Below are 23,135 nucleotides of genomic sequence, written 5' to 3' on the forward strand. Positions count from 1 at the left end.
TTAATTGATTCACGCCGAGATTCAGGTAAGTGAGATTAGATAAGTTGCCCAATTCAGTTGGTATCTCACCACTCAACTGATTGCGGCTAAGATTCAGCCGCTGAAGGTTGGATAGGTTGCCCAGTTCCACGGGAATCGAACCACCCAACGGATTATTATCAAGACTCAGTTGCTCAAGATTGGATAGGTTGCCCAATTCGGGGGGAATACCACCAGTCAACTGGTTGCGGGCAATACGTAACCCCTTAAGGTTGGTTATGCGGGTCAGTTCCACGGGGATTTCACCACTCAACTGATTGCCCCAAAGATATAGATACTCAAGGTTAGACAGGTTGGCCAATTCAGTTGGGATCTCTCCACTCAACTGATTATCAAAAAGATACAGGTGCGTGAGATTGGAAAGGTTGGCCAATTCAGTTGGAATCTCTCCACTCAACTGATTCCTATAAAGATACAGCCGCTCAAGGTTAGACAGGTTGGCCAATTCGGAGGGAATACCACCACTCAACTCATTTCTATGAAGATATAAGTGTGTGAGGTTGGTCATGTTGGTCAATGCCACAGGAATCGGACCACTGAACTGATTGCTGCTAAGACTCAGCACTTCAAGATTGGATAGTTTGGCCAATTCGGAAACCGGAACAGGACCAGTCAACTGATTGCCCCAAAGATACAGGTGAGTCAGATCAGTCAGGGTGAACAATTGGGAAGGGATTGAGGTGAATTGGTTGCCACCCAGATTCAGCCCTGTCAGCGCAGTCAGGTCGTCGAAGAGACCATCGGGCAGGCTATTGAGTTGGTTTGACCGCAGGTCGAGATATGCCAAACCAGTTAGGCCAGAAAAATCGCCAGCCTTCAAGGCTGTGAGGCTTGCGCTATTCACACGAAGAGAATCTATCGCAGACAGATGCGCCGCTGTCACTTCCCCACACGTGCTTACTGGTGCTAATGCCACAATCGAATCGCGCACCGCACCCGTGCGGTCACACACCGACAATACCTCGCTCGGTGGTATTGGAAATGTCTTGTTCCAATTGGCAATAAAGAGCGCGTAGTCCAATGAGTTGATGACCCCATCACTGTGCAGATCGAACTTCGCATCCCAATTTTCGTCACCTGCCTTCGTTGCCCATTGCGCCAAGAACAATGCATAGTCCGATGAATTGACGATCCCATCGTCGTTAAAGTCAGGGTCAGTATGCGAATCCGCAGAGATTGGACCTGCGACAAAGAGTGCAATGAGTCCGACAAGTGTTACGTGCTTATACAGATGCATTTCTTCCCTCCCTTTGGGTGTGTGGATGTGAAACTTTGCGCTTCACATCGTTCGTGGTCCTGAGTGGACCTGAATGGGGCTTATAACAGCAAAAAGTGTGCCACTGTGAATGGATCCAAAAACATATTCATAAAGTGTTATTTTTAATCAAGATAGAATGATTATAAAAAAATAAGAGTCAGACTTACTTTTTATTTTCGAGAACATATATGATCCCAAAAATAATCAGCCTGACTCTTAAGTATCTTAATAACAGTACTTTAATAACAAAAGAACATATATGACCCTAAAAGATCATATATGTTCTTTTTCTGGACGTCTGATACCCAGTCTTCTCATTTTTCCATACAGCGTCCCAGGGTTTAGTCCCAGTAATGTTGCCGCTCCTCCGGCTCCCTTTATTTTCCAGTTGGTGGCTTTAAGCATTTCGAGGATATAGCGGCGTTCAATTTCAGCCAAAGGCGCGACTTCTCGGTCGGTAAAAACAGGCGTACTACTGCCTATCAGGCCGATGTCCGCAACTTCAATTTGAGAATTTTGACACACGATGACGGCTCGGTTTATCGTATGTTCCAGTTCTCGCACATTGCCTGGCCAATCGCAGGCTTGCAGCACTTCTATCACCTCTACTGTCAAAGGCTCGATTTGCTTGTCCAGATGTGTCGCCATGCGAGTCTTGAAAAACTCGGCGAGGTCCGGGATATCCTCCTTGCGCTCGCGCAGCGGCGGCAATGACATTGGAAAGGCATTGATGCGGTAATAGAGATCCTCGCGGAAAGTACCTGCATTGACCATCTCTTCAAGGTCTCGATTGGTCGCTGCCACAATCCGCGCCTGTATCGATAGTGTCTCGCTACCCCCAACGCGCTCATAAGTGCCCTCTTCCAGCAAGCGCAACATCCTGGCCTGCGTTTCCAGAGTCATGTCGCCTACCTCGTCCAAAAAGAGCGTGCCACCTTTAGCCAGTTCTACCTTGCCCAGCTTGCGAGAAACGGCGCTGGTAAATGCCCCTTTTTCGTGACCAAACAGTTCACTATCGATCAGCGTTGCTGGCAGTGCACCGCAGTTGACCTGCATAAATGGACCATCGCACTTGGAACTCAGCGCGTGTAACACCCGCGCAGCTAATCCTTTGCCCACACCCGTTTCGCCCTTAAACAGTACCGACAGATCAGTAGATGCGACCTTTGTAAGCTGAATTTGAAATGCGTGCAGTGCCGCACTCTGACCGATAAATTCATTGCCAACGCCATCCGTGCTGTTGATTATGGAGGTCAGTGCGCTGATGCGCGGGTCCCTCTCGACTGAGAGTCGCGTCTGTGCGATCTCTGAATAATTGAGGTCGCGATCTATCGCCTTGACCTGAAAGGTGTACTCTCCCGGCGGCAAGTCCCGGTAATAGGCTCGCATCTTGCGAGTCGCAGGTTGCCAGTCGAGATCATAGCCCTTCAGGCGATAGACATAGAGCATGTCGCGGGGATGGGTGGAAAAACTCAGGCCCTTATACTCGAAAGTCACCTGCTGATCTGTGGTAGATACGATGACTTCCTGTGGATTCTCATAGACATTATCGGCAACAATCTGAATCAGACGAATCTGGGGTGGAATTTGTCGCTGCCGGTAGCGCACCAGAGAGTTCAAGATTGTACCGAACCAGAAATTTCCATCGCGATCTTCGAATATCTGCAGAACGGGTTCTATATGCGGTGAGTTGATGGTCTGAAAAAGCTGGCCATCGTAGTGAACCACACCCCCATCTGTGCCGAGCCAGAGGTGTCCTTGGGAATCCTCAAGCAAACAATGGATTCGGTTGCTCGGCAAACCGTCCTTGGTCGTGAAGGTCTGGAACGTGCTGCCATCAAAGCGACAAAGACCACCCTGAGTGGCGATCCACAGGTTGTCATCTCGGTCTAATAGCAGGTCAGTGACACTGCCGTCTATCAGCCCATCTTCAATCCCATAAAATTTAAGACTATCTTCTGGATGCCAGCGCGCGAAACCCTTGCCGGTACCTGATAAATTTTCGTGAGAGAGATGAAAATAGACCTCGCCGTTGCGCCCGAAAATCACAGTGCCAATGCGGCTGAAAGGATCTTTCTTCTTCTCCTCCACAAAAATGGTTTGAAACTCCTCGCCACGCTGATAAATGATCTTCAAGGGGCTGATAAAAAGGTCCTCTTTTCCTTTTTTAGAGCCGTTTTCCCAATGGCCAAAAAGAAATCCTCCTTGCGGGTCCTGGGCAATTGCACAAACACTACTTTCGCCTAAATTTGGGATTGTTTCTATTTTTTCAAACTTCTGTCCATCGTGGCGGAACAGGCCATTGCGGCCGCCAAACCACAGATACCTCCCGTGGTCCTCATAGATGGCGAAACAACCGTTGAGATCAAAGTCATTATCGGTGCCTACGAATGCAAAGTGCTCGCTATTGAAGCGAAAGACGCTCTCGGTTAAACGGTTGATATTAGGAGACGCATACCCGCCCCATATATCACCTCGACAGTCTTGCACAATCTGCGAGATCTCATGCACCCTATTGGATGGATCTTCACAGGGACCGAAAACACCGATACTATGCGCATCGTAAAGTCCAACGCCCCCCCAGGTGGCGAACCACAACTGATGATCGCGATCCTGGAACACAGCTTTAACCGCGGGATGGGGCAGGCCATCGGCTGGAGTAAACTTGCTGAACCCATCGTCGTCCTGATAGAGCGCCCCATTCGCGGTGCAGAACCACATCCGATCTTCTCGATCGCTCTGAATTTTGCGCAGTGCGCCACCTAAATCTGCCTGAACAGACTGGAAGGTGCCATCGGCATAGCACCAGAGTCTGTCGCCATATCCAGGCCGACCGATCCACACCTTGCCGGTATGGTCCTGCCCCACTGCATAGCTCGTCCTGCCTGGAGGAAAACCCTCTTTCTCTTCATAGCGGTAGAAGGATGTACCGTCAAAACGGATGAGGTAGTCAAAGCCAAACCACAGATGGCCTTCCATATCCTGGGCAATACCCCGACATTTGTTGGGCCATTGAGGACAAGGTGGCTGCTCGTAGTCTTGAAGGTAGAGCGGAATCAAGTCGTGGAACACAGTGCCATCGTAATATCCCAGAGTGCGGTGACCACTACACCATATACGTCCCTCACTGTCTTCATAAATGAACTCCACAGCACGGCCTGCAATGCCGTCGTCCTCTAAATGGTGAAAATTTGCCCCGTCGTACCAGCAGACGCCATTTAATGTGCCGAACCACAACCGATTCTGACTATCCTGAAAAATAAAATAAACGCGGTCGCTAATCAGACCATCCTGTCGCGTAAAATTCTGGAACTCGTCTCCATCGAAGCGACTAACACCGTTATCCCGTGTGGCGAACCAGAGATAACCCTCGCTGTCTTCGGCGATGTGTTCAATGCGCACTCCTGCCAGGCCATCGGATATGGAATAAGTCCGCCAGGTGCCCGTGCGGTTGAGTGAGTTGATCATAAAAAAACCTTATTATCATGCACCTGCATTGGAGACGGAGTACAACTGCGATATATGCTCCACACTGAAATCTTCGGATAGAATGATAGAACTCCAAAATCTCACATCGTCGGGAATTGTTACTTCCACACCATATAAAGAAGCGCCTTTTTGCATATCATATATCCCCACTATCTAATAACATGGGTTCTTCCTATGGCATAAGATATTATATCGTCCCACAAGACGTAATATCGTCTTGGAAGTATATGTACAAATATTCAAAGAGCAAGAAAAAAAGTTTTATCTGACAGAACTTTTTTGCGCCGAGTTTGATCGGGTATGCAGATGAGCAACGCTTACGGCCTTTTGTTTTACCTTTGCATGGCTTTTTTATAAAAAAATGAGGGGACGGCAGGGAGGGATACCATTTACCTTGCCGCCCCCGAAGACCGGGCTGGAGTGAAGGGATATCTCGGCCCGGTCGTTGTGTTCATGGGGATTCGTATTAACGCTGCGAACACTTAGACGGGCTGCAAACGCTTTTGGTGTCAAATTTGTAGGGAAAAAATGGACCCCGGTACAAAAATACTGTGTTATTCCGTCAGCGTGTATGAAGATGCACTTTTTGATCGGGGTCCTTCAGGTGTGACAGAATCATTCATGGAGGGGTTTAAAAAAGCCGAGTATTTGTGGGGAATTTCTACTAAATTGTGATACCAGCAATTCTCGTGTTACGTGTGGCATGAGTGATTCCTTTCCACCCTTTTTGGAGATTTCCTATGATTTACGACATGCGTACCTATGACCTGAATCCCGGTGCTTTGCAAACCTATATGGATGCGGTGCGCGAGGTGGCACTTCCCCTGCGCGAGGACTATGGGGTCAAACTTGCCGGGTGGTATTATACCGATATTGGGAAGTTAAATCGCGTTGTTCACATCTGGGCGTATCGCGATTATACCCATTTTGATCAGGCGCGACAGGCGGTGCGTAGCGATCCCAGATGGGTTAATGACTATCTGCCCCGCGTCAAAGGGCTTGTGGTGCGCCAGCAAGATCAAATTATGCTCGCGTCTGATTTTTTCGAGTCCCGGGTTCCGGCTCTGTCGGAAGATGCATGATTCCAGGGGTTGTTAGCATCCGACCCTTTATGAGGTTATGTATAATATGTAGGGGCGGCGCCCCCGTGCCCGCCCGTGCTCTTCAATTGCGATTGGGCAAAAAAAACGGGTAGAGGATTGTTATATTCTCTACCCGTTTCCTTTTTGTCTGGGAGATTAATCAGGGCAGGCAATGTCAGTCGTCATCCTTGCCCGGAATGTTCAGGCGGAATAATACGGGGTGATGGTCCGAGTAGTGCTGTGCAAATAGATTCCCATTGTACGGGTCGCCGGGATAGGTTTCGGAGCCTCGCCAGGTGCCGCGCATCTGGTCGATGAGGTTGATGACTTGAAAATCAAATGCCTCGTCTATCTCGTCTAACCTGGCCGGGCGGTACATGACGTGGTCATAGGGTTTGCTGCTTCCTGCCGCTGTGTTCGTTTTTCGGCATTCGTCGTTGAGCGACACAAATCCCGCCGGTGTTACTGCTTTAAGTTCTGCGGCGTTTTCGATGTTCATGTCCCCTACGATGTAGAAGTCCTGTTCCTGTGCGTCGTGGCGGTCGATCCACTGGGCGATGCTCAAAAGTTCGGCTTTGCGTTCTTTTTTCTTGTTTCCGCCGGGGGACAAGTGGACGTTGATGACGACGAAATCCATTTTGCCATTTATGGTGCGGAAGCCGTGGGCGTGTGGCACGCGGGGATATACGGGATGGGCAGAGCGGTCTTTTGCGAGGAATCCGTTGGGCAGGTCAGGGGCGATTTTCAGTTTGTCGGGTTTGTAAAAGACCGCGGACCATTCGGTGCTCGATCCGGCTTTGTGGATTTTTTCGCCTCTTCCCGTATCTTCACAAGATAGGGAGTAATCAAAGCCCTGTGCGGTCATGGCATCGAAGAATGCATCGGCTTCGGGGTCCTCGCTATAGGACTCGCCCCCGCAGTATTGACCGTTATCAGGCGGTGCAACGAGTTCCTGGACGATGACCATGTCGTATTTTCCGACCAGTTGGGCAAGTGCTTCGTTGTCTTTCTTTTTGTATAGTCCGAGGAATTTGATGTTGAAAGAACAGATTGTGATTTGTTCGTCAACTTGTGGTCGGCAACCGAATAATAACAGGAGAATGAAGTATAAAAGGTGTTTTTTCATGGCGTTCCTATGTTGGATACAATTCTCATCGCGGCTTTCAATATAAATGGGATGACAAATCCAATACAGGAAATTCGGATATATTTTTATCCGGGGTGGTGAGTTGAGGGGTGAGAAAAATACTTGAAGAACGCCTGAAATTTCTCGACCATGAGCGCGGGTATATCTGATAATTCTGAACAGGAGATTTATTATGAGCAATGGACAAATCATTTTTCAGGACACATTTGACGGTGGGCTGGATAGCGGGTGGTCGTGGTTGCGGGAACATTCCGATGATTGGCGGATTCGGGATGGGGGGCTGGAGATTTGCGTGCGTCCCGGCGTGAAAGATACGGTGCAAAATGCTTTGCTCAGGTCTGCGCCAGACCGCAGTGAGGGAGCTTATGCGGTTGAGGTTACGATTACCAATCACAGCCAGCCCACGCAGCAATACGAGCAGGCGGGTATTACGTGGTATCACGATGGGGAGCCGGTGTTCAAAGAGGTAAAGGAACTCATTGACGGCGATCTGTACATTATTCCCGGGAAGCAGCCGATGCCGACGCAGAGTGTTCGTTTGCGGCTTGTTGTTACCGCGAATACATGGGAAGCGCAGTTTTGCGCCGAGGGTGAGTCCGTGTTCCAGACTGCGGCTTCGGGCGCGCTCCCTCCTCCGGGCGATGATCAGGTGAGTATTCAGTGCTATAATGGTCCAGAGGAAAGTGATCACTGGATACGGTTTTCGGATTTTTGTATCAGGCGCGCATAAAAAAAGCACCATCTCAAAACGAGGTGGTGCTTTTGGGTTAATTCTGAAATTATTTCAGATTATTGCTTTGTGACATTCGCAGCCTGGAGGCCCTTAGGTCCCTGGGTGATTTCAAATTCGACGACATCACCTTCGGACAAAGACTTAAAGCCTTCTGCTTGAATCGCAGAGAAATGGACAAAAACATCTTCGCCATCATCTTGCTCAATAAAGCCGAACCCCTTGGCGTCGTTAAACCACTTAACTCTTCCTTCTGCCAACGTACTTCACCACCTTTCTACAGCGAGAATTGCACTATCAGATCCAAAAAAGGCAAGAATCAGAAGTTTCGATTCTTGCCATACCGTCTTTTCAGGCCGATTGTACAGGAAACAAAACAACACATTCTTAATGCATGGGCAAAGATACCCTTTATCATCTCAGAAGTCAACGTTTTTTCAGAAAAAAAGTTCCATTTCAAACTGTAGCCCCGGCGAGCATCATCTGTCCTTTTTCCGTGTACTGCGCTTTATCTTCTGGTGCCACGGTGCGCCAAATGAGGAATTGTTTGCGCAGCGCGTTCATAAAATTCTGGTTGACGCGTCGCCATGACGAGGCATCGCCAGAGAGCCGATCTATGGTCAATGTCATGGCAAAAATATTGTGCTCGCCTGTGGGTATAGCTTCAAAATGCACCTGCTGGCTTACACCCAGATCATAAGGTGCCAGCCAGATTGTTGTGTCAATTGTATTTCCCTGTCCGGCTTCGGTTTCAACTGCGCCAAATCGCGCGCCATCGGTGTAAAATGTGCCTAGGCTCTCACCTGCATGCGCTTGAAAATAATCGACGAGGAATACGGATAGGCCAAATACGTCTTTGCCGCCCACGGTAAATGGAAATTCAAAATGCCAGCGGTCGCCTTCAGGCTCGGGGAACTTCCAGCGGCGCGTTACGTCGGGCACGGCCATCAAGGATGCTTGGCGCGCGGGATAGAGCGATGAGAGCAAGACCACGAGCATGACCAGCATGGAGGAGGTCACGGTCGAGAGCGCCGAATAGTTCACGGTAAGTCCCTGCAGAGCATCCAGCCACAGCAGTACTTTGACCACGCTTTGTCCCAAAAGATATCCGGCAACGGTTCCCAAAACAGCGTAAACACATGCTTCGGCTATAAATAAGAAGGCGATGTGTACGGGTGCTAATCCCACGGAAGAATAAATGCCGATTTCGCGGAAGCGTTCGTACACCGATCCCATCATGGTGTTGAGTACGATCAGCGCGGCGACCAGGATGGGGATAAACAAATTGGCCATGCCCTGCAAAGAGGTATCGCCGAGGGAACTGTAAACCGCGACGCGGATGCCACCATCTGCTGTTGGGATACCGGCGAATAATACCACGGATAATCGCGATAAGAATGATTTGATCTCGGCTTCGACATCCACTTCTTCTTGAAACCGCACGGCCACGGACTGCAATGGACTACCCACATCGCGCAGCAGGGCATAAGGTACGATCAAAATGTCATCGGGGTCCAGATGCTCAAATGGCACGGTATCGACTTCGGGGCGCTCCAATCCCTGCCGCTCGCGGGTCTCGGTCTGCGACATAGCGGTGATAAATTCGTCTTCGGTGACTTGAAAATCTGCTGGCGTCAAGATTTCTTCATCCAGATCGACAAATCGACGCATTTTTTCAGAGTTGATCAGCCCGATTACTGTGAGTTGTTTGCCAAAGAGGCGAATGTGCGCTTTGCCGACGTCTTGTTCTGTTATGCCGAGGAGTTCCGCTGTTCGATCGGGCAAAATACAGGCTGATTCGCCCGGTTGAAACCAGCGTCCGATCCGCAGCAGGGTATCGACCTGCGTTACCTGGGCTTCTTCTGGTGCCAGTCCCAGGATCCCCTGGACGCGAGAATTTTTCTCTCCATAACGCACCACGGCTTTTGATTTTTTGTCTTCTCTTGTCGCAATATACCAGCTTCGGGGGGTTACGGTACCTCTGTCTTTGAAATTTATCCGCGCGTAATCATAAGCCGTGTCTTCCAGTGGTCCCCAGAATTTGCTTCTGATCAATATGCCGGGATATGGGCCTTCCACATCGCGGTGAAGCTGGTGAAATTCCAGTGCCGATTTGATAGAGGTAAAGGATAGCACGGTAAAGGTGAGGAGTACCAGGGTTGCAAATGTCAGCCATGTGCGCATTTTGCGCTTTTTCATGTTGGCAATGCCCAGTTGGAATGCCGCCACGGATGCACTGATGCGCCCCACATCGGTTTCGTGCAATAATACCTCGGCGCTGCGAAGTCGTCGGATATTTTCGTTGAACCGGCCCGATAGGATCGAGATGACAAAGATCGCCAGTGCCAGGATGACAAAAGCCAGCAATATCACAAAGGGATTGGAGAGGTCAAATGCGGGGTGTACCTGTGAGAGGAATATCCAGATGACGACAAAGACCGCGCCGATCCCGCCGATTTGCATGCGAATATCGGAGAAGGTAAAGATCAACCGCTCGAGGAAAAACGCACAGGGGATGACCAGGAGCATGAAGAAGATCACGCCGCGGATGACGTCGTTTTGCGTTGTTTTTACGTCTGGATATGCCCGGGATTCAATGCCCATGCCCGCGCGTGTGTGTTTTACAAAAGCATCCCATTGTTTTGCGTGCAGTGCGGTCTCTGCTTCGTCTAAATGTTGTTTTGCCTGCGCGTGCAATACTTCCAGCCGCTGATTTTCGATTGAGTACTGGCGCAGTTTTCGCATGCGCGACTCGTTCAACATCCACATGTCTCGCGCTGCCTGATAGGGTGTGCGGATTAAGGATCCCGATGATAGGGTTTGAAATCCCTCGCCCCGGGCATCCCACTCGTTATCCGCGCTTTTTGAGTTGAGTAGCAAATAGCGCACGCCGATTGCGCCTGCGCGCATGGCTATTTTTACTTTTTCTCCCGGGGATGTATAGACTACACCGACGGGTTCGTCTGGCCCAAATCCGATGTCATAACCGTATTCTTGCGGTGCGGTATTGCCCACCCCATAGACACTGATGTTGGATAAGGTGTTCAAATATCGGGGATCGACTGTGCCGTAGAAATCGGTTGCCACGCAGGGGAACAGGATGACGGTTTGTTTTGTGATCCACCAGTTCATGTTGAAATGGCCGCTGTAGATTTTGCCCTGCCGCCCCTGGTTGGGCGCGTACGTGATTTCGCCGCTGTGGGGATCGATATAGTATGCCCGCACGTGTACGCGGCGCTCTGCCACACCCGGGATATAGTATTCGCCGTTTTCATCTGCGAGGTCGTAGTAAATGCGCCGCACGCCTTTGATTGATTTTTCCAGGCCCATGCGCATGGCGGCTATCGCACCTGAGCGCGATTTATCGGGTGTGATACTGCGCCGAGGGAAGGTGCGCACATATCCCTTGAGGCCGCGCATGCGGTCGTCGGGGTCCAGCTTGTAGTCGGGCAAAAATTCCTTGTCGTTGAAGGATAGATCCAGCATGCCCGCGAGTACGCGAATCTGTTTGGTCAGGTTGACGTAGTTTATGTACTCGGCCCGGTCCAGAGGGGTATCTACGCGGAATCGCGCGTCGTTCACGGTTGTCAATGAGAGTGCCGGGGTGCCCGCATAGAGTACGACTTCGCTGTCGCTTTTGATATTTTCGCCGGGGATGTACATGTCCCAGGTCATGCCGCCTTTGGGGTTGATCCCATCGACCATGACGTCTTTTGAAGGTACGCCCATGCCTTCGGCAATGGCGGTTGCATAGCGTACAAAGGATTTGCTAAATGTGGCAAAGAATCGCGTGGAGAAATAATTGACCGCTGTGTTGACGCCAAACCCCGCTGTTTGGGTGGATACGCCTATTTCGTCTGTCTGGCTGGAGAGGTCCAATCCAATGAACAGGTCGATGTCTATGGGTTCGGTCATAAGTGCGGCAAAGTGTTCTTCTTTGCGCGAGTGTCGGTTCAGAAAGTCGCAGATGCCCCGGAATCCCAGGTGGTGTGCGGACGATGCGAGGAAGAGGACGGTGTATTTGGGGCGATGTGCTTGAAAATACTCTGCCAGGCGCATGAGTGCGACAATGCCACACGCCATTTCAGCACCGGGTGCCTGTGCGGGTACGACGGACATGGCGTCGTAGTAGGCGTTGATGACGACAATTTTTTTGCTCATTTCCGGGTCTGATCCTTCAACCCAGCCCAGTACGTTGGCGACGTCGTCTTTCTTCCAGGGCATCCGGGATTCGAGTTGTACTTCTATTTCGCCCTGGTCTGTCAGGAGCGCGCGCAGTTTTTCCCCGTTTTCGCGGTCGATCCAATATCGCTCTACGCTGTTGGGTACTTGCAAAAATTTTGTTTCGGCCTGTGTATAGGATGTGGTATCTGGCGCGATGAAGATGATTTGTTTTGCGCCGAGAACAGCGGCGTTGAGCCATTTGTTCCAGGTGTTGAAGTTCAGGAGGACGACGGTGTTTTCCACTTCTTTGCCATCATAAGCTTTAAATTCGCCGTCGCCGCCGTCGATCAGGCGCGTTCGCACGCCGCCCGGTGGTAAGGTGGAGGTTTTTACCAGGTTTGGCCATAGCCCGGAGAGCGGAAAGACTTCGCCGGAGGAGACGATGATCAGTTGGCTGCCTTCATCTACGGGTGAGGTTACGCCGTAGGTTTCTGTTTCTACATTTTTTAAGCCGAGTGCGTGGAAGCGTTGTTCGATAAATTGCGCGGCGGCATCGTGGCCCGGATAGCCCGGTACGCGGGATTTATACTGGGTAAAGGTCGCCATTAATGCGCGCACCTCTGCTTCTGTGATTTTGCGTTTTACGCGATCAGCTACGACTTCGGCTCCCGGCACTGGGGCTGGTTCTACGGGTTCGGGTGTTTGCAATCCCAGCACATTACGTAGCAACGGGTCAACCGTATCGGGTCCTGAGATGACCGCGCCAAACCCAAATACGACAATCCCGATTAATGCCAACCATCCGATGCGACGATACATGGAGGGTCCTTTCAAGAAATCGGATAATTCAAAATTCAGACGCTATTAAGTGTACCAAAATAAGTGAGTTAAATCAATACCATTTGTGAACCGTATGTCCCTGGGGCATGAACCATATCGCATCTACGATGAGGCCCAGGGCGGTTGACAGGACGTATGCCACGAGCATGCCGATGAAAAACGGCTTTGAGCGGCGGTAAAAGGGTGCTCCGCCAATGCGCAATAATGTGAATTTGATCAGCCAGGCGACAAAGATGGTGAAGCTGGTGAGGCGGGCGAGCCCGGTGCCCGATAGGGCGAGGCCAATGGGGTGCAGGGGCCACCAGGTGAATTGGTATCGCAGGAATAACAGGGCGTACATGGCGAATGCTCCGATGAGAAAAAACCAGTAGTCGATCTCTTCCATCGGTTGCGGCGATATGATCGCGTTGACGGAATTTTGATATCCGCCTATGCCCGCGCGAATGATGAGCCAGTTTGGCGAGAAATTGTACCCGCCAATGCGATAGCCCAGCCAGATTGTAAAGAGGGTGGATGAGACGATGCCGACCACAAAAGCCACGCAGAGGCCGCCGAAGAGGGGGCGTTTGTTGCCGGAGATGAAGTCGGACAGGCGGTTGAGGTGCGTGCCCACGGAAAAGGTAAATCCGCGGAAGTGATCGATGGCGACAGATGCCGGATAGATCATGGCATGAGACGCCGCTGGAATGGCGCGGGCACCGCCCATAAGCGCGGTTGTCAGTGTCCAGGCTGTAGATGGTGCCTTGACGTAAATAAGTCCGGAGTCGGCCAGGATTTTCGATACGGCGCCATAGGACAAAAACATGAATGGCAACAGGATGGCGAGGACTTTCCACGCCATGCCCGCTGCGGATAACCAGACCAGTGCGTAGGCGACTGAAGCGGCGAGATAGCAGAAGGCTGCGCGATAGGATATGAGTTCTCGGCTGTCGTCTATATGCTCGCTTTTTGGATGAAGGGCTTTTTGAAATGCCTCTTTCAGATGCGCCCGCGCTATCCACACCCACCACAGAGATAGGGCGACAAATGCGCCCATTGTTTGCCAGAGGTAGCGTTTGGAGGCGTAGTAGCGGTTAAAGGCTGTTATGCCCAGTTGATCGAGGATGCCGGATTCTACGATGAATATGAGATCAAAGAGCCACATGCTGAACAATAATTCCAGGCTCGCAAAATACGAAAAGCATATTCCCACGGTGCTTATGAATACCCATTGCGGCGGAAAGTTCCGGCCAATGGGCACCCAGGTGCCAGCGGCGGTTGGAAATTTTGGCAGCGCGGGATGAAACCACGCGATGATGTTCCAGACGAATATTATGCCTACCACGCCAAATCCGGTCCAGAACATCCGTCCCTGCATAAACTCGGGCAAATAGGTGCGACCCGTGCCGGGCTGTGTGGTCAGTTCGACGATGGGTTCCATGGCGGGATAGACCAGTTTTTCGTATTCCGCCCATTGTTTGCGCATGATGACCGAGGCACAAAAACAGGCGAGTGCTATGGCACATACAAAGGTGAACCACCAGAAGAGGGGACCGAGCCAGACAGACCAGGGTACGGGCGCACCGGCGGGCAAGCCGTCGTAGAACCAGTTCATTGCGCCGTCGCGATTGGACGGTATGATCCATTCGGGCAGGTGCGGGTGCAAAAATTCTGCCCACCGGTTTTCGGGCGAGGAAAAATAGTAGGGGGTTACGATGACGCCGACCAGATATCCGCTTACGCCATAGGTGGGACCGAGCGAACAGATAAAGCCCATTGAAAAGATCGCGAGCCATTCGCTCGGGGAAAAGGCAAAGCGTTTGCCAAAGTACCGCGCGAGCACACTGCAGACAATCAAACACAGCAGTGTGAGCATCAGATTGCCCATGGGCATGTGGCTGTATGCCATGAAGGAGCTGTGCATGATGTATCGCGCGACTGTCGCCAGTGCGTTGATTGTAACAACCAGCACAAATCCGAAGATCAGCGATCGGACTGTGACCCCTTTGTTCGCAGGATCTGGCGAATCTGCGATTGGATATGTTTGTTGTGCGGACATGAAAGGAGGGCTGGAGTTGCTTACCGATTTGCTATTCGGAATATGCCTTCCCGAGTAGCAGTCTGGGCACTGTTGAGGTCTTTTACGGTCATAAGCAAGCGATACCGCCCGGGTTCAACGCGGCCGATGTCCAATTCGACGTAGTCGGCGATCCAGAGTTCGCGGCCCGTTTGTTCGTATTGTACAGTGATCAGTTCCCCATCTCTTCGCCGTATTCTGGGTTGTGAGGCGAGTTCGCGGCCCTTTTCTGGTGCTACGGCAAAGGCGACTTCGTAGCGCGTTTGCTCAAAGGTGTCTCGCGTCAGGTTGTAGATTTCAAAATAGACGAAGATGGGCGTGCCCGGGAAAAAGGTGCGGGACGGCGATGTTGTGATGCGCCATTTGTCGCGCGCAGTCAAGGTGTCGCTCTGGCTCTGGGGTACGGAAGTCGGTTCTTCAATATGCTGTGCGATTTGTAGATCGCTGAGCATCAAGCTGTCACCGGAAAAGTCGTGCAGGCGGACTTTTTCCCGATAATTGCCCAGGCGGTTGGTGTGAATTCGCCACATTTGCACGGCGAGGTCGTATTCGCCGGGGGGTAGGGGGATGTCGATGCGGTCTCTGGCGATCAGGCTTTTCCCGCGGAGTCCGGGGGGAAGGGGTATAGCGACGTCTTCCCGAAGGCGTTTTGCTTCGCGGTTCTGATCATCTACGAGGGCGATGCGGCGTTCGACTACGACTGTGGTGTCCGGATCGGTGGATATCGCCACTTCGTCTATTGGGAGGCCGATGTTGATCTGCAGGTCTGTTTTGCCGTCTTGCCCGCGGAATGATAGAGCTTCGTAATAGAAATTGAGGGGATCGAGGTCGGATGTGTCGTAGCGTTCGGGTTTTTTTGCTGCTGCTGCTGCGACTTGCGATGCGGGCGAGAAGTCGTTCATGAGTCGGAGGAATCTGAGTGGGGACCCGCGGGAGGCGACGTCATAAGCGTCTTCTCTATCGATGGAGGGCACGGGTGCGTAGTTGTAGATATTGGTGTGCATTTCGTCGGTGAATACGACTTCTATGCCGTGGTTGATGTCGGGATAGATCCACACTTCCCAGGGTACGCTGGAGAAATCGTTCCCGGCTGTGACGGGTTTCCACCCGCGCAAGCCGAGGGTGCCGTCGTCTTCTTCGAGGGGGAGGTTGCTTTCGACATTTCGAAGCGCGATGCGGACGGGAAATACGGGTCCGGTGTAGGTTGCGGTTGTGCCGGGACGGCCGTAGAGTTGAAATGCCAGTTTTTCCTGTATGCGCTGCACGGGGATCGGTATGCTGGCGTTTGGTTCTCGCCAGGTGGAGCGGTAGTCCGGCTCTCCGTATCGGATGTAGATTTCGCCCCGCTGGTCAAAGGGGTATTTGTAACGCCCGAAGAAGGTTCGCGCATGCCAGACGCGGCGGTAGTGTTCTGCGCGTCTCTGGTTCCCTCCGGTTGTGCCAAAGGGATCTTTGCGGATCCAGAAGGCGTTCAGAAAGGCGTCCACATCTTCGTCTGAGATCGCGCGATACGATGCGATTTCTTCTGGGGTGGCGATGAGGGATATATCTTCATAGACCGATTTTTCCTGTGGCGATAGGGTGTCCAGGTATTTTTGAAATACGGATAGGGCGTCTTCATAACGCCGCGAGGCCAATAGCACTTGCGCCAATAGCGGAAGTCTTCGCGCATCGGCCATGTGCGCGGCGATTTGGGTCACGATGTTGTAGCGTTTTTCGGTCAAGAATTCAAGGGCAAATTCAAGGGCGGGTGTTTCGTCCTGTGCGCCGCGGGACAGGTAGCTGTTGTAGTGGGATAGTGCCTGGTGGGTGTCGCCTTTTTTGCGATAAAGACGCGCCAGTAGCAGGTGGGCTGGACCATATCGAGAGTTGATTTGAAGTGCTCTGTTTGCCGCTTGCAGGGCGTCTTTTTCTTTTCCTCGCGCCAGATAGGTTCTGCCGAGGACTTCGTGGCTTTCAGCGCGATTGGAGTCGGCCTGTATTGCCTTTTCGAGGTGTGAGGTCGCGCGCTTGAGTTTGTTGCGATATTCCAGGAGTACGCGTCCCATTCCCAGATGGGCGTCTCCCTGCTGCGAGTCGTTTTTCAGGGCGCGAACAAATGCGGCTTCGGCGCTGTCGGGCAGTTGGAGTCGAAGATAGAGATGGCCGATACGGGCGAGTAGGAGGGTGGAGTCCGCAGAACTCGGCACGGCTTCGTTTAATGTTTTGAGTGCTTCTCTGATCAGGGTTTTTCGTCCGAGTGCCTGGGCTTTGAGATATACGGCGTCCAGATCCGTGTCTTCGGCGGCGGCAGGTCCGATAAAGCAGAAAAATAGAAGGAAGTGTACCCAATAGCGAATATTCATAAGTATCTCACTGTGCTACGACAAAAAGGGCATTTTTAGAGGCGGTCTGTTCGCTGTTCAAATCGGTTATTACGACTTCCAGCGCGTAGCGTCCCGGTTCGCGGTCGCCCAATTCCAGTTCTGTATAGACGGTTTCCAGGTTCATTGTTCCGACCTGTTCATATCCCAGTAACACTTTTTCTCGTTTGCCGCCGAGCGTTCTCACCAGGCGAGATACAGCACCGCCCACGCCTTTGCCTTTTGGTGCTATTGTGTATTCTACCTGATATTTTGTCTGACCGAATTCATTGCGTTTCAGGTTGTAGATTTCGTAATAGACAAAGATGCTCTGTCCCTTCGGATAGGTTCGCGTGGGCATGGGGACTACGTGCAGCTCGCCTTTGCGGAATTTGTCCTGGGGACCGCCCTCTGCGACGCGCCAGGCCAGTTCCAGATCGCTCACTTTCATGGAGCGGGTCTGATATTTCTCCAATTCGATTATCTGGCGATACCGCCCCTGCCGTCCGGACAGGCGGTCCAGCAGATGTACTTCCAGCTTGTAATATCCCGGCGGGGCGTCCAGGCGCACGACGTCGGGGATAAACGCGCCCTGTATGCCGGTTTGATCGCCTTCATTGCGATATCGCACATCGCCTGTGCGTCGATACACATCGCCGGTCTGTTCGTTTAAGAGGGATACGGTTCGCTCTACGACCATCTCGGTGGTATTGTTTTCAGCGAAGTACCGTCCCAGTGTCTGCGGGATTCCGGTATAGACTTCCAGCGCGCTTACGCTATTTTGGAGGCTCTGAAAATCCGCGAGGTCGTAATAGAATTCCAGGGGGCGGGTGTTTTCCGGGGTTGCGTAATAATCCGGCGTTACCCGAGCGGCAAATTCGGTGACCCTGCGGGGATTGTACCGATTTAGCAGGGCAAGTGTGCGGATGGGGATGTTGGGATCCAGAGGCGCGGGCGCGTAGTCGAAACTGCCGGTCATGGCTTCGTCTGTGAAGGTTATTTCAATGCCGCCGTTCACATCGGTGTAGATCCAGGTCTCCCACCGCACCATAGAGGCGTCTTCCGGAACGGAGACCGCGTTGAAATCCGGCTGGAGATTAAAAAATTCACTTCCCATGTTCCCGGCGTTGACGACTGTATTCGCCCGCCGTTCGTAAGTGCTGATGTCTTCTCCGGTCTGGTCATCGGCTGTTGCCTGTGCCGAACGCACGGTGCGCTGTTCTTCGCCTCCCGACTCGAGTCCCTGTCGCTCCCGTTCCTGTGACTGTTCGATGGCCTGCTGCATGGATGCGTCCTCGCGTTGCATACTGATTGGGGTTGCGCCACTTAGTCTGGTTTGAAGTCCTCGCACGGGATATACCGGGCCAAAGTAGGTCTGTTGTGCGGCTTCGCCACCAAATAGTGTTTGGGCCACGCGCTCTTTTACCCGCTGTACTGATAGGCTTTGTTGCAAGTTTAACATGTTGGATCGCGACCGATAGTCAGGCTCTCCGAAGCGGATATAGACCTCGCCGCGCCGGTCAAAGGGCTTTTTCCCTTCTGAGAAATTTGTCAGGGCATACCATACCCGTCTGTAGTGCTCCAGTTTGCGTTCGTTGGTCGCGGTGATCAAATTTGGATCTTTTAGTGCCCAGAACTGTCGCAAATATGACGAACGCGCCGCGTCTGTGTCGAGGCTGTTGTATTCTTCGAGTTCTTCGGTGGATGCGAGGAATTGGATGTCTTCATATAGTGCGCGGTGTTGCGGATTGAGGTGCGCCACATAGCGGGAAAAATAGGTTTGTGCCCAGTTCGGACGCTTCAGTTCGAGACACGCCTGCGCCAGGATGGGCAGGGATGTTATTTCTTCGGGGTACTCGCGGATGTGATCTTCCAGCAATTGGACGATGCGGTCGAAGTTTTTGCTTCGCAAATAGGCTCTTGAGAGCAGTTCTCTGCCTTCCGGGTCTTCGGGCGCGAGTGTTATATAGCGGGCATAGGCCATGGCCGCCTGTTCATAGTCTTCTTCCTGTTCTTCCCACCATTTGCCCAGCAGTTTGTAGGTCGGCGCGTAGGTTGGGTCCATTGCGATGACGTGGTCGAGGTCGCGTTTGGTGTCGTATTCTTTGAGCTTGTATCGCGTCTGCGCCATGTTGAAACGGGCATCGCGGTGAATATTGTATAGCTGCGATAGCCGTTCATCTGGAGACCACTGGAGAGCTTTTCTGAAATAGCGGATGGCATTGTACAGGCCTTTGGGGCGGTTTTGGAAGACGAGTCCCAGTCCGTTGTACGCCTCGGATAGGCGGTGGTTGAGGTCAATGGCGCGCTCAAAAGCGCTTCGCGCGCGGTCGTAATTCTCTACCTCTAAATAGGCATAGCCCAGGAGGCAATGCCCCAGTTCCAATTCGGGCGCGACATGGGTGAGTGCGGTGAGTATGGGCACGGCGAGGGTGTCGTTTTGCGATAGGAGGGTTTTGCCCATTTCTACGAGTGAATCTATTTGTGTTTGTCCAATGGGACGATCCTGTACGCGGTAGTTTTCGGTGTGTCGAACCAGTTCTACGAGGCGACCGGGGTAGAAATAGCTTACGACAATGGCTTCACCTGTAGCGGCGTTGGGTCTGTAGAAATAGCTGATGGGCCGCGTGTTGTCCCGATCTGCGGGTGCGCGAAACAGGCGGGCGATGGTCCCGGGATCTGCCCGGGATTGATCAACAGTCCATTTTTGAAGTGCGGACAGTTGGTCGGGCATTTTCCCGCGATGGTCGCGACGATATGCGGTTAGTAGTCTGGAGATTGCGGTGAGGTGGTCGCGGCAGACCCAGCGGGATCCATTTTTTCGAATTTCTTGCGCGGCGCTTTGAAATGCGTTTACGTAGTCCTGCATGGGGGATTCGGATAGGCCGCTTTTCGCGGATTGTCTGGCCAGTGTTTCGAAATGGCGCGCTGCCTGGTTGTAATAAGCGGCGGCTTGTTTGAACTCCCAGCGCGAGAGGCTCAGTTGCGCCAGGCGCACGGCGTTGAAACCCGATGTCAGAGTGGGTAGGTCGTTTTTGCCAATAGCGGGGGCGGTTGGTTTTAATCCTTTTATCGCTTTTTCAGTGGTCCAGATAATGGATTCCATGTCCGGATCATCTATTATGAGGATATCGCGTCCCGATGACGTCAGTTCCCAGTATCGGGATGGGGCAAGGGAGATAGTGTGTCCCCGATGCAAGATGTCGCCGGGTGCGGGCAATAATAGGGGGATGGATTGGTAGATGATGGTTCCGGTTTCAGTTTTTCCCAGTTGACCTGGTCGCCCGGGGAAAATACCGAGACACTGTTCCCGTTCCGCACCGTCGGTCCACAGCTCTGTCAGTGCGATGCCGCTCATCTCTCGAGAGTAGGTCCACACCTGACCGGTCGCTCCAGTGCGGAGGATTAAGTCCTCCTGGGCGTCTGCGGCGCTCCAGAGCGCGATAGCCATGAGCAATGCGTATCTGACTATTGGTGAAGTGAACACGGTATGTTTCCTCAAGGGGTACACCGTTCAATGCAGTTTGCGAAACGCAGTCCAGCATACGCGCAATAGCAAAAAGCCGTGCCGAAAGCGGTGGATCTGCGTGGTTCCGTACACCCGATCCCGATATCGCACGGGTACTTCTGCGATTTTGCGGACCAGTTTGGACGCGCCGAGGAGGAGATCGAAGTCGCCAAAGGGGTCAAAATCGCATACGTCTCGACGCGCTCGGGCCAATTTTTTGTAGTCCAGGGCGAACAGGACTTTGGTGCCGCACAGGGTATCCAGGATGCGTTGCCCCAAAAGGCAGCTCAATACCCAGCCGAAAAATCGATTGCCCAGAAGGTTCAGGAATCGCATGGCTTGTTGTTCCATGGGATATACGAGGCGGGATCCCACGGCGAGTTCGGCGCGGCCAGATATCAGGGCGTCGAAGAATTTGGGCAAGTCTTCTGGGGCGACGGTTAAATCGCCGTCCAGGATCATCAATATATCGCCTCTGGCTATGTCAAATCCCTGTCGTACGGCGTCTCCTTTTCCGACACCGGTTTGCTGGATCAGGCGGATGTCTGTTCCACTATACAAGTCCATGCATCGCTCAACTTCTTCGGCGGTGCCGTCCGTTGAATGTCCCACGACAAAGATTAGTTCTGTATGCGCTCCCATCACAGGTGTGCGCGCTATTGCGGCTTCTACTGTTCCGCGCTCGTTTTTGCAGGGTATTATGACCGAGCAGGAGACTGAGGATGCTTCCCGTGCGGGAAAGACGGGACGCGCGACGAGTGTTTGTATGAGGCACAGGCGTCTCAGTCCCGGCACTCTCGCCAAGAAGCGATTTGCAAGCGATGCGAGTAGCGGTACGCCGCGGGGCAAGAGCAGGCGGCTTTCTCGTCGTATTTCTTCAAAGCTTGATAGATAAAGTAAATTCTGAATGTCCCGGTGTGTCAACCAGTTTTGCACGGGTTCGGGCATTTTTAAGCGGAATATTTCCGCGGTTTTTAGTACGGGTTTCCACAGGGGATTGTAGTGCGTGATCAGGACGCGGGAGCCGGGTAGTACGATTTTCCACAGTTCGCTGAATACGCGCTGGATGTCGGGCAGGAAACCCAGCAGGTCCGATAGGATGATCCACTCGAATCGCTCCCCTTCGGGTAAATTCTCGGCGCGCCCCACGCGAAATTCGAGGTGGGGGTATTTTTTGCGCGCGCGTTTTATCATTGCTTCGCTGAAGTCAATGCCGAGTCCCCGCCCCGGTTTTAAGCCCGCGAGCAGGTCGCCGGTGCCGCATCCTATGATCAGGACGGACGATCCTTCGGGTATCGCGCAACGGCAAAATCGCAGGACTTCCTGGTGATAGGTGCGGTTGCGCCTGCGCCAACGGTCCCGGTTTTCGGCGGCTTCGTCGAAAGCTTTCCGAATGACACGGCTATCGGGAAGGGGGGTTTTCATTGAGTTTTTCCAATTCTCGGCGTGCCAGTTGCGCGACTTGCGGGTCCCCCCGCCAGAGTTCTATAAAGCGCGTGTACGCCTGTATGGCTGCGGTTTTTTCGCCGTTGTCTCGATGGGCTTTTCCCAGGTTAAAATACGCTTCAGCCCAATTTGGGCGCAATGCTATGGCGCGGGCATAAGCAGTAGTTGCCTGTGCGGGGCGGCCCAAATTTTCGCGGACTACGCCCAGGTTGTAGAAAATTTCTGCGTTGGTCGGGTCGAGAATGGCTGCTCGTTCAAAGGCCGAATGCGCGTCGGTTATTTGTTCGGCCTGCATTGCCGCGAGCCCTTTGTTCATGTAGGCTTCGATGTAATCCGGTTCTATTTCTACTGCTTTTTGATACGCGGCTGTGGCGTGCTTAAAACGGCCCGTTGCGGCGTAGAGATTTCCCAGGTTGTTATAGGTCAGGGCACTTTCCCGGATGGATAGTGCTTTTCGATAAGCTGTTTCGGCATCGGATATCCGACCGCGTTCGGATAGGGCATCGCCCAAGGCGTGTTGCATTTTCGCGCTTTCGGGATACGCTGTTACTGCACTTTGATAAAGTGTTAAGTCGTCTCGCCAGTCCGCGTTTCGGACAATGGTCCGGGCGCTATAGGCCACGAGAATGAGGGCGGCGAGGGCAATGGCGACCGTTTTTCGTTGTTTTTCAAGGTGTTCAAATCCCAGGCCAAACAGTGCGAACACACCGAGGACGGGGATGTATAGAAATCGCTCCTGGAAAATGGCGTTGATCAATACGAGTGTTTGCGATACGGCTGAATAGGGTACAAAGAATAATGATAGAGCAAAAAATACGCAGGGCCAGCGCTTGTAAAAAGCACCTGCCCACAATAATAGTCCTGCGATGCCGAGGAGTATGCCCGCTATTGCTTCGGGTGTGAGTATAGAGGTAATGACGGGTATGGCGTTATAAGAGTAATCTACGGATAATTTGATGGGAAACAAAATGAGAATGCAGTATTTCCAAAAGAGTCCGGCGGCTGTCAGGAGTCTGTGGTCGAGGGACTGGTCT

Annotated in this window: 12 protein-coding genes; 2 read left to right on the top strand and 10 right to left on the bottom strand. The window is 52.4% G+C overall.

The features are described from left to right. Both OXG87_09435 and OXG87_09440 read right to left on the bottom strand, forming a co-directional pair. A partial coding sequence (locus OXG87_09435; GenBank protein ID MCY3869768.1) for a leucine-rich repeat domain-containing protein occupies nucleotides 1–1,276 on the bottom strand: 1,276 nt, incomplete at its 3' end. A gap of 294 nt (nucleotides 1,277–1,570) precedes the next feature. Then, a complete protein-coding gene (locus tag OXG87_09440; GenBank protein ID MCY3869769.1) occupies nucleotides 1,571–4,765 on the bottom strand; it encodes a sigma 54-interacting transcriptional regulator in 3,195 nt (1,064 codons plus the stop codon). Between the two features lie 761 nt (nucleotides 4,766–5,526). Between OXG87_09440 and OXG87_09445 the strand changes: the two genes are divergently transcribed. Further along, nucleotides 5,527–5,868: an NIPSNAP family protein gene (locus OXG87_09445; protein ID MCY3869770.1), complete on the top strand. Its 342-nt coding sequence runs from the start codon at nucleotides 5,527–5,529 to the stop codon at nucleotides 5,866–5,868. 175 nt (nucleotides 5,869–6,043) lie between these two features. Here the strand turns inward: OXG87_09445 and OXG87_09450 are convergent, their stop codons facing one another. After that, complete coding sequence (locus OXG87_09450; GenBank protein ID MCY3869771.1) at nucleotides 6,044–6,994, bottom strand: hypothetical protein; 951 nt, start codon at nucleotides 6,992–6,994, stop codon at nucleotides 6,044–6,046. A gap of 193 nt (nucleotides 6,995–7,187) precedes the next feature. Here OXG87_09450 and OXG87_09455 point away from each other — a divergent pair, with 193 nt between their 5' ends. After that, nucleotides 7,188–7,745, top strand: a complete 558-nt coding sequence (locus OXG87_09455) for a hypothetical protein (protein MCY3869772.1) — start codon at nucleotides 7,188–7,190, stop codon at nucleotides 7,743–7,745. Between the two features lie 59 nt (nucleotides 7,746–7,804). Here the strand turns inward: OXG87_09455 and OXG87_09460 are convergent, their stop codons facing one another. The 7 genes from OXG87_09460 to OXG87_09490 form a co-directional block, all read right to left on the bottom strand. Next, nucleotides 7,805–8,005, bottom strand: a complete 201-nt coding sequence (locus OXG87_09460; GenBank protein MCY3869773.1) for a cold-shock protein — start codon at nucleotides 8,003–8,005, stop codon at nucleotides 7,805–7,807. Between the two features lie 196 nt (nucleotides 8,006–8,201). Then, nucleotides 8,202–12,728, bottom strand: coding sequence for a hypothetical protein (locus OXG87_09465; protein ID MCY3869774.1), 4,527 nt, complete (start codon nucleotides 12,726–12,728; stop codon nucleotides 8,202–8,204). A 73-nt stretch (nucleotides 12,729–12,801) separates the two neighbouring features. Then, entirely contained in the window at nucleotides 12,802–14,787 is a 1,986-nt protein-coding gene (locus tag OXG87_09470; GenBank protein MCY3869775.1) for a hypothetical protein, read from the bottom strand. 20 nt (nucleotides 14,788–14,807) lie between these two features. After that, nucleotides 14,808–17,150, bottom strand: coding sequence for a GWxTD domain-containing protein (locus OXG87_09475; protein ID MCY3869776.1), 2,343 nt, complete (start codon nucleotides 17,148–17,150; stop codon nucleotides 14,808–14,810). 7 nt (nucleotides 17,151–17,157) lie between these two features. Next, nucleotides 17,158–20,634 carry a GWxTD domain-containing protein gene (locus OXG87_09480; protein MCY3869777.1) on the bottom strand — a complete coding sequence of 1,159 codons (3,477 nt, stop codon included), beginning with the start codon at nucleotides 20,632–20,634 and terminating at the stop codon, nucleotides 17,158–17,160. A gap of 27 nt (nucleotides 20,635–20,661) precedes the next feature. Then, on the bottom strand, nucleotides 20,662–22,080 hold the full coding sequence (locus OXG87_09485) for a bifunctional class I SAM-dependent methyltransferase/glycosyltransferase family 2 protein (GenBank protein MCY3869778.1): 1,419 nt from the start codon (nucleotides 22,078–22,080) through the stop codon (nucleotides 20,662–20,664). After that, a partial coding sequence (locus OXG87_09490; protein ID MCY3869779.1) for a tetratricopeptide repeat protein occupies nucleotides 22,058–23,135 on the bottom strand: 1,078 nt, incomplete at its 5' end. The genes OXG87_09485 and OXG87_09490, both read right to left, overlap by 23 nt.

This window comes from Gemmatimonadota bacterium, from assembly GCA_026706845.1.
Classification (GTDB): Bacteria; Latescibacterota; UBA2968; order UBA2968; family UBA2968; genus VXRD01.

Excerpts from the sequence above, each read along its gene's own strand:
- OXG87_09440 (MCY3869769.1), bottom strand. The coding sequence starts at position 4,765 with ATGATCAACTCACTCAACCGCACGGGCACCTGGCGGACTTATTCCATA.
- OXG87_09445 (MCY3869770.1), top strand. The coding sequence starts at position 5,527 with ATGATTTACGACATGCGTACCTATGACCTGAATCCCGGTGCTTTGCAA.
- OXG87_09450 (MCY3869771.1), bottom strand. The coding sequence starts at position 6,994 with ATGAAAAAACACCTTTTATACTTCATTCTCCTGTTATTATTCGGTTGC.
- OXG87_09455 (MCY3869772.1), top strand. The coding sequence starts at position 7,188 with ATGAGCAATGGACAAATCATTTTTCAGGACACATTTGACGGTGGGCTG.
- OXG87_09465 (MCY3869774.1), bottom strand. The coding sequence starts at position 12,728 with ATGTATCGTCGCATCGGATGGTTGGCATTAATCGGGATTGTCGTATTT.
- OXG87_09470 (MCY3869775.1), bottom strand. The coding sequence starts at position 14,787 with ATGTCCGCACAACAAACATATCCAATCGCAGATTCGCCAGATCCTGCG.
- OXG87_09475 (MCY3869776.1), bottom strand. The coding sequence starts at position 17,150 with ATGAATATTCGCTATTGGGTACACTTCCTTCTATTTTTCTGCTTTATC.
- OXG87_09485 (MCY3869778.1), bottom strand. The coding sequence starts at position 22,080 with ATGAAAACCCCCCTTCCCGATAGCCGTGTCATTCGGAAAGCTTTCGAC.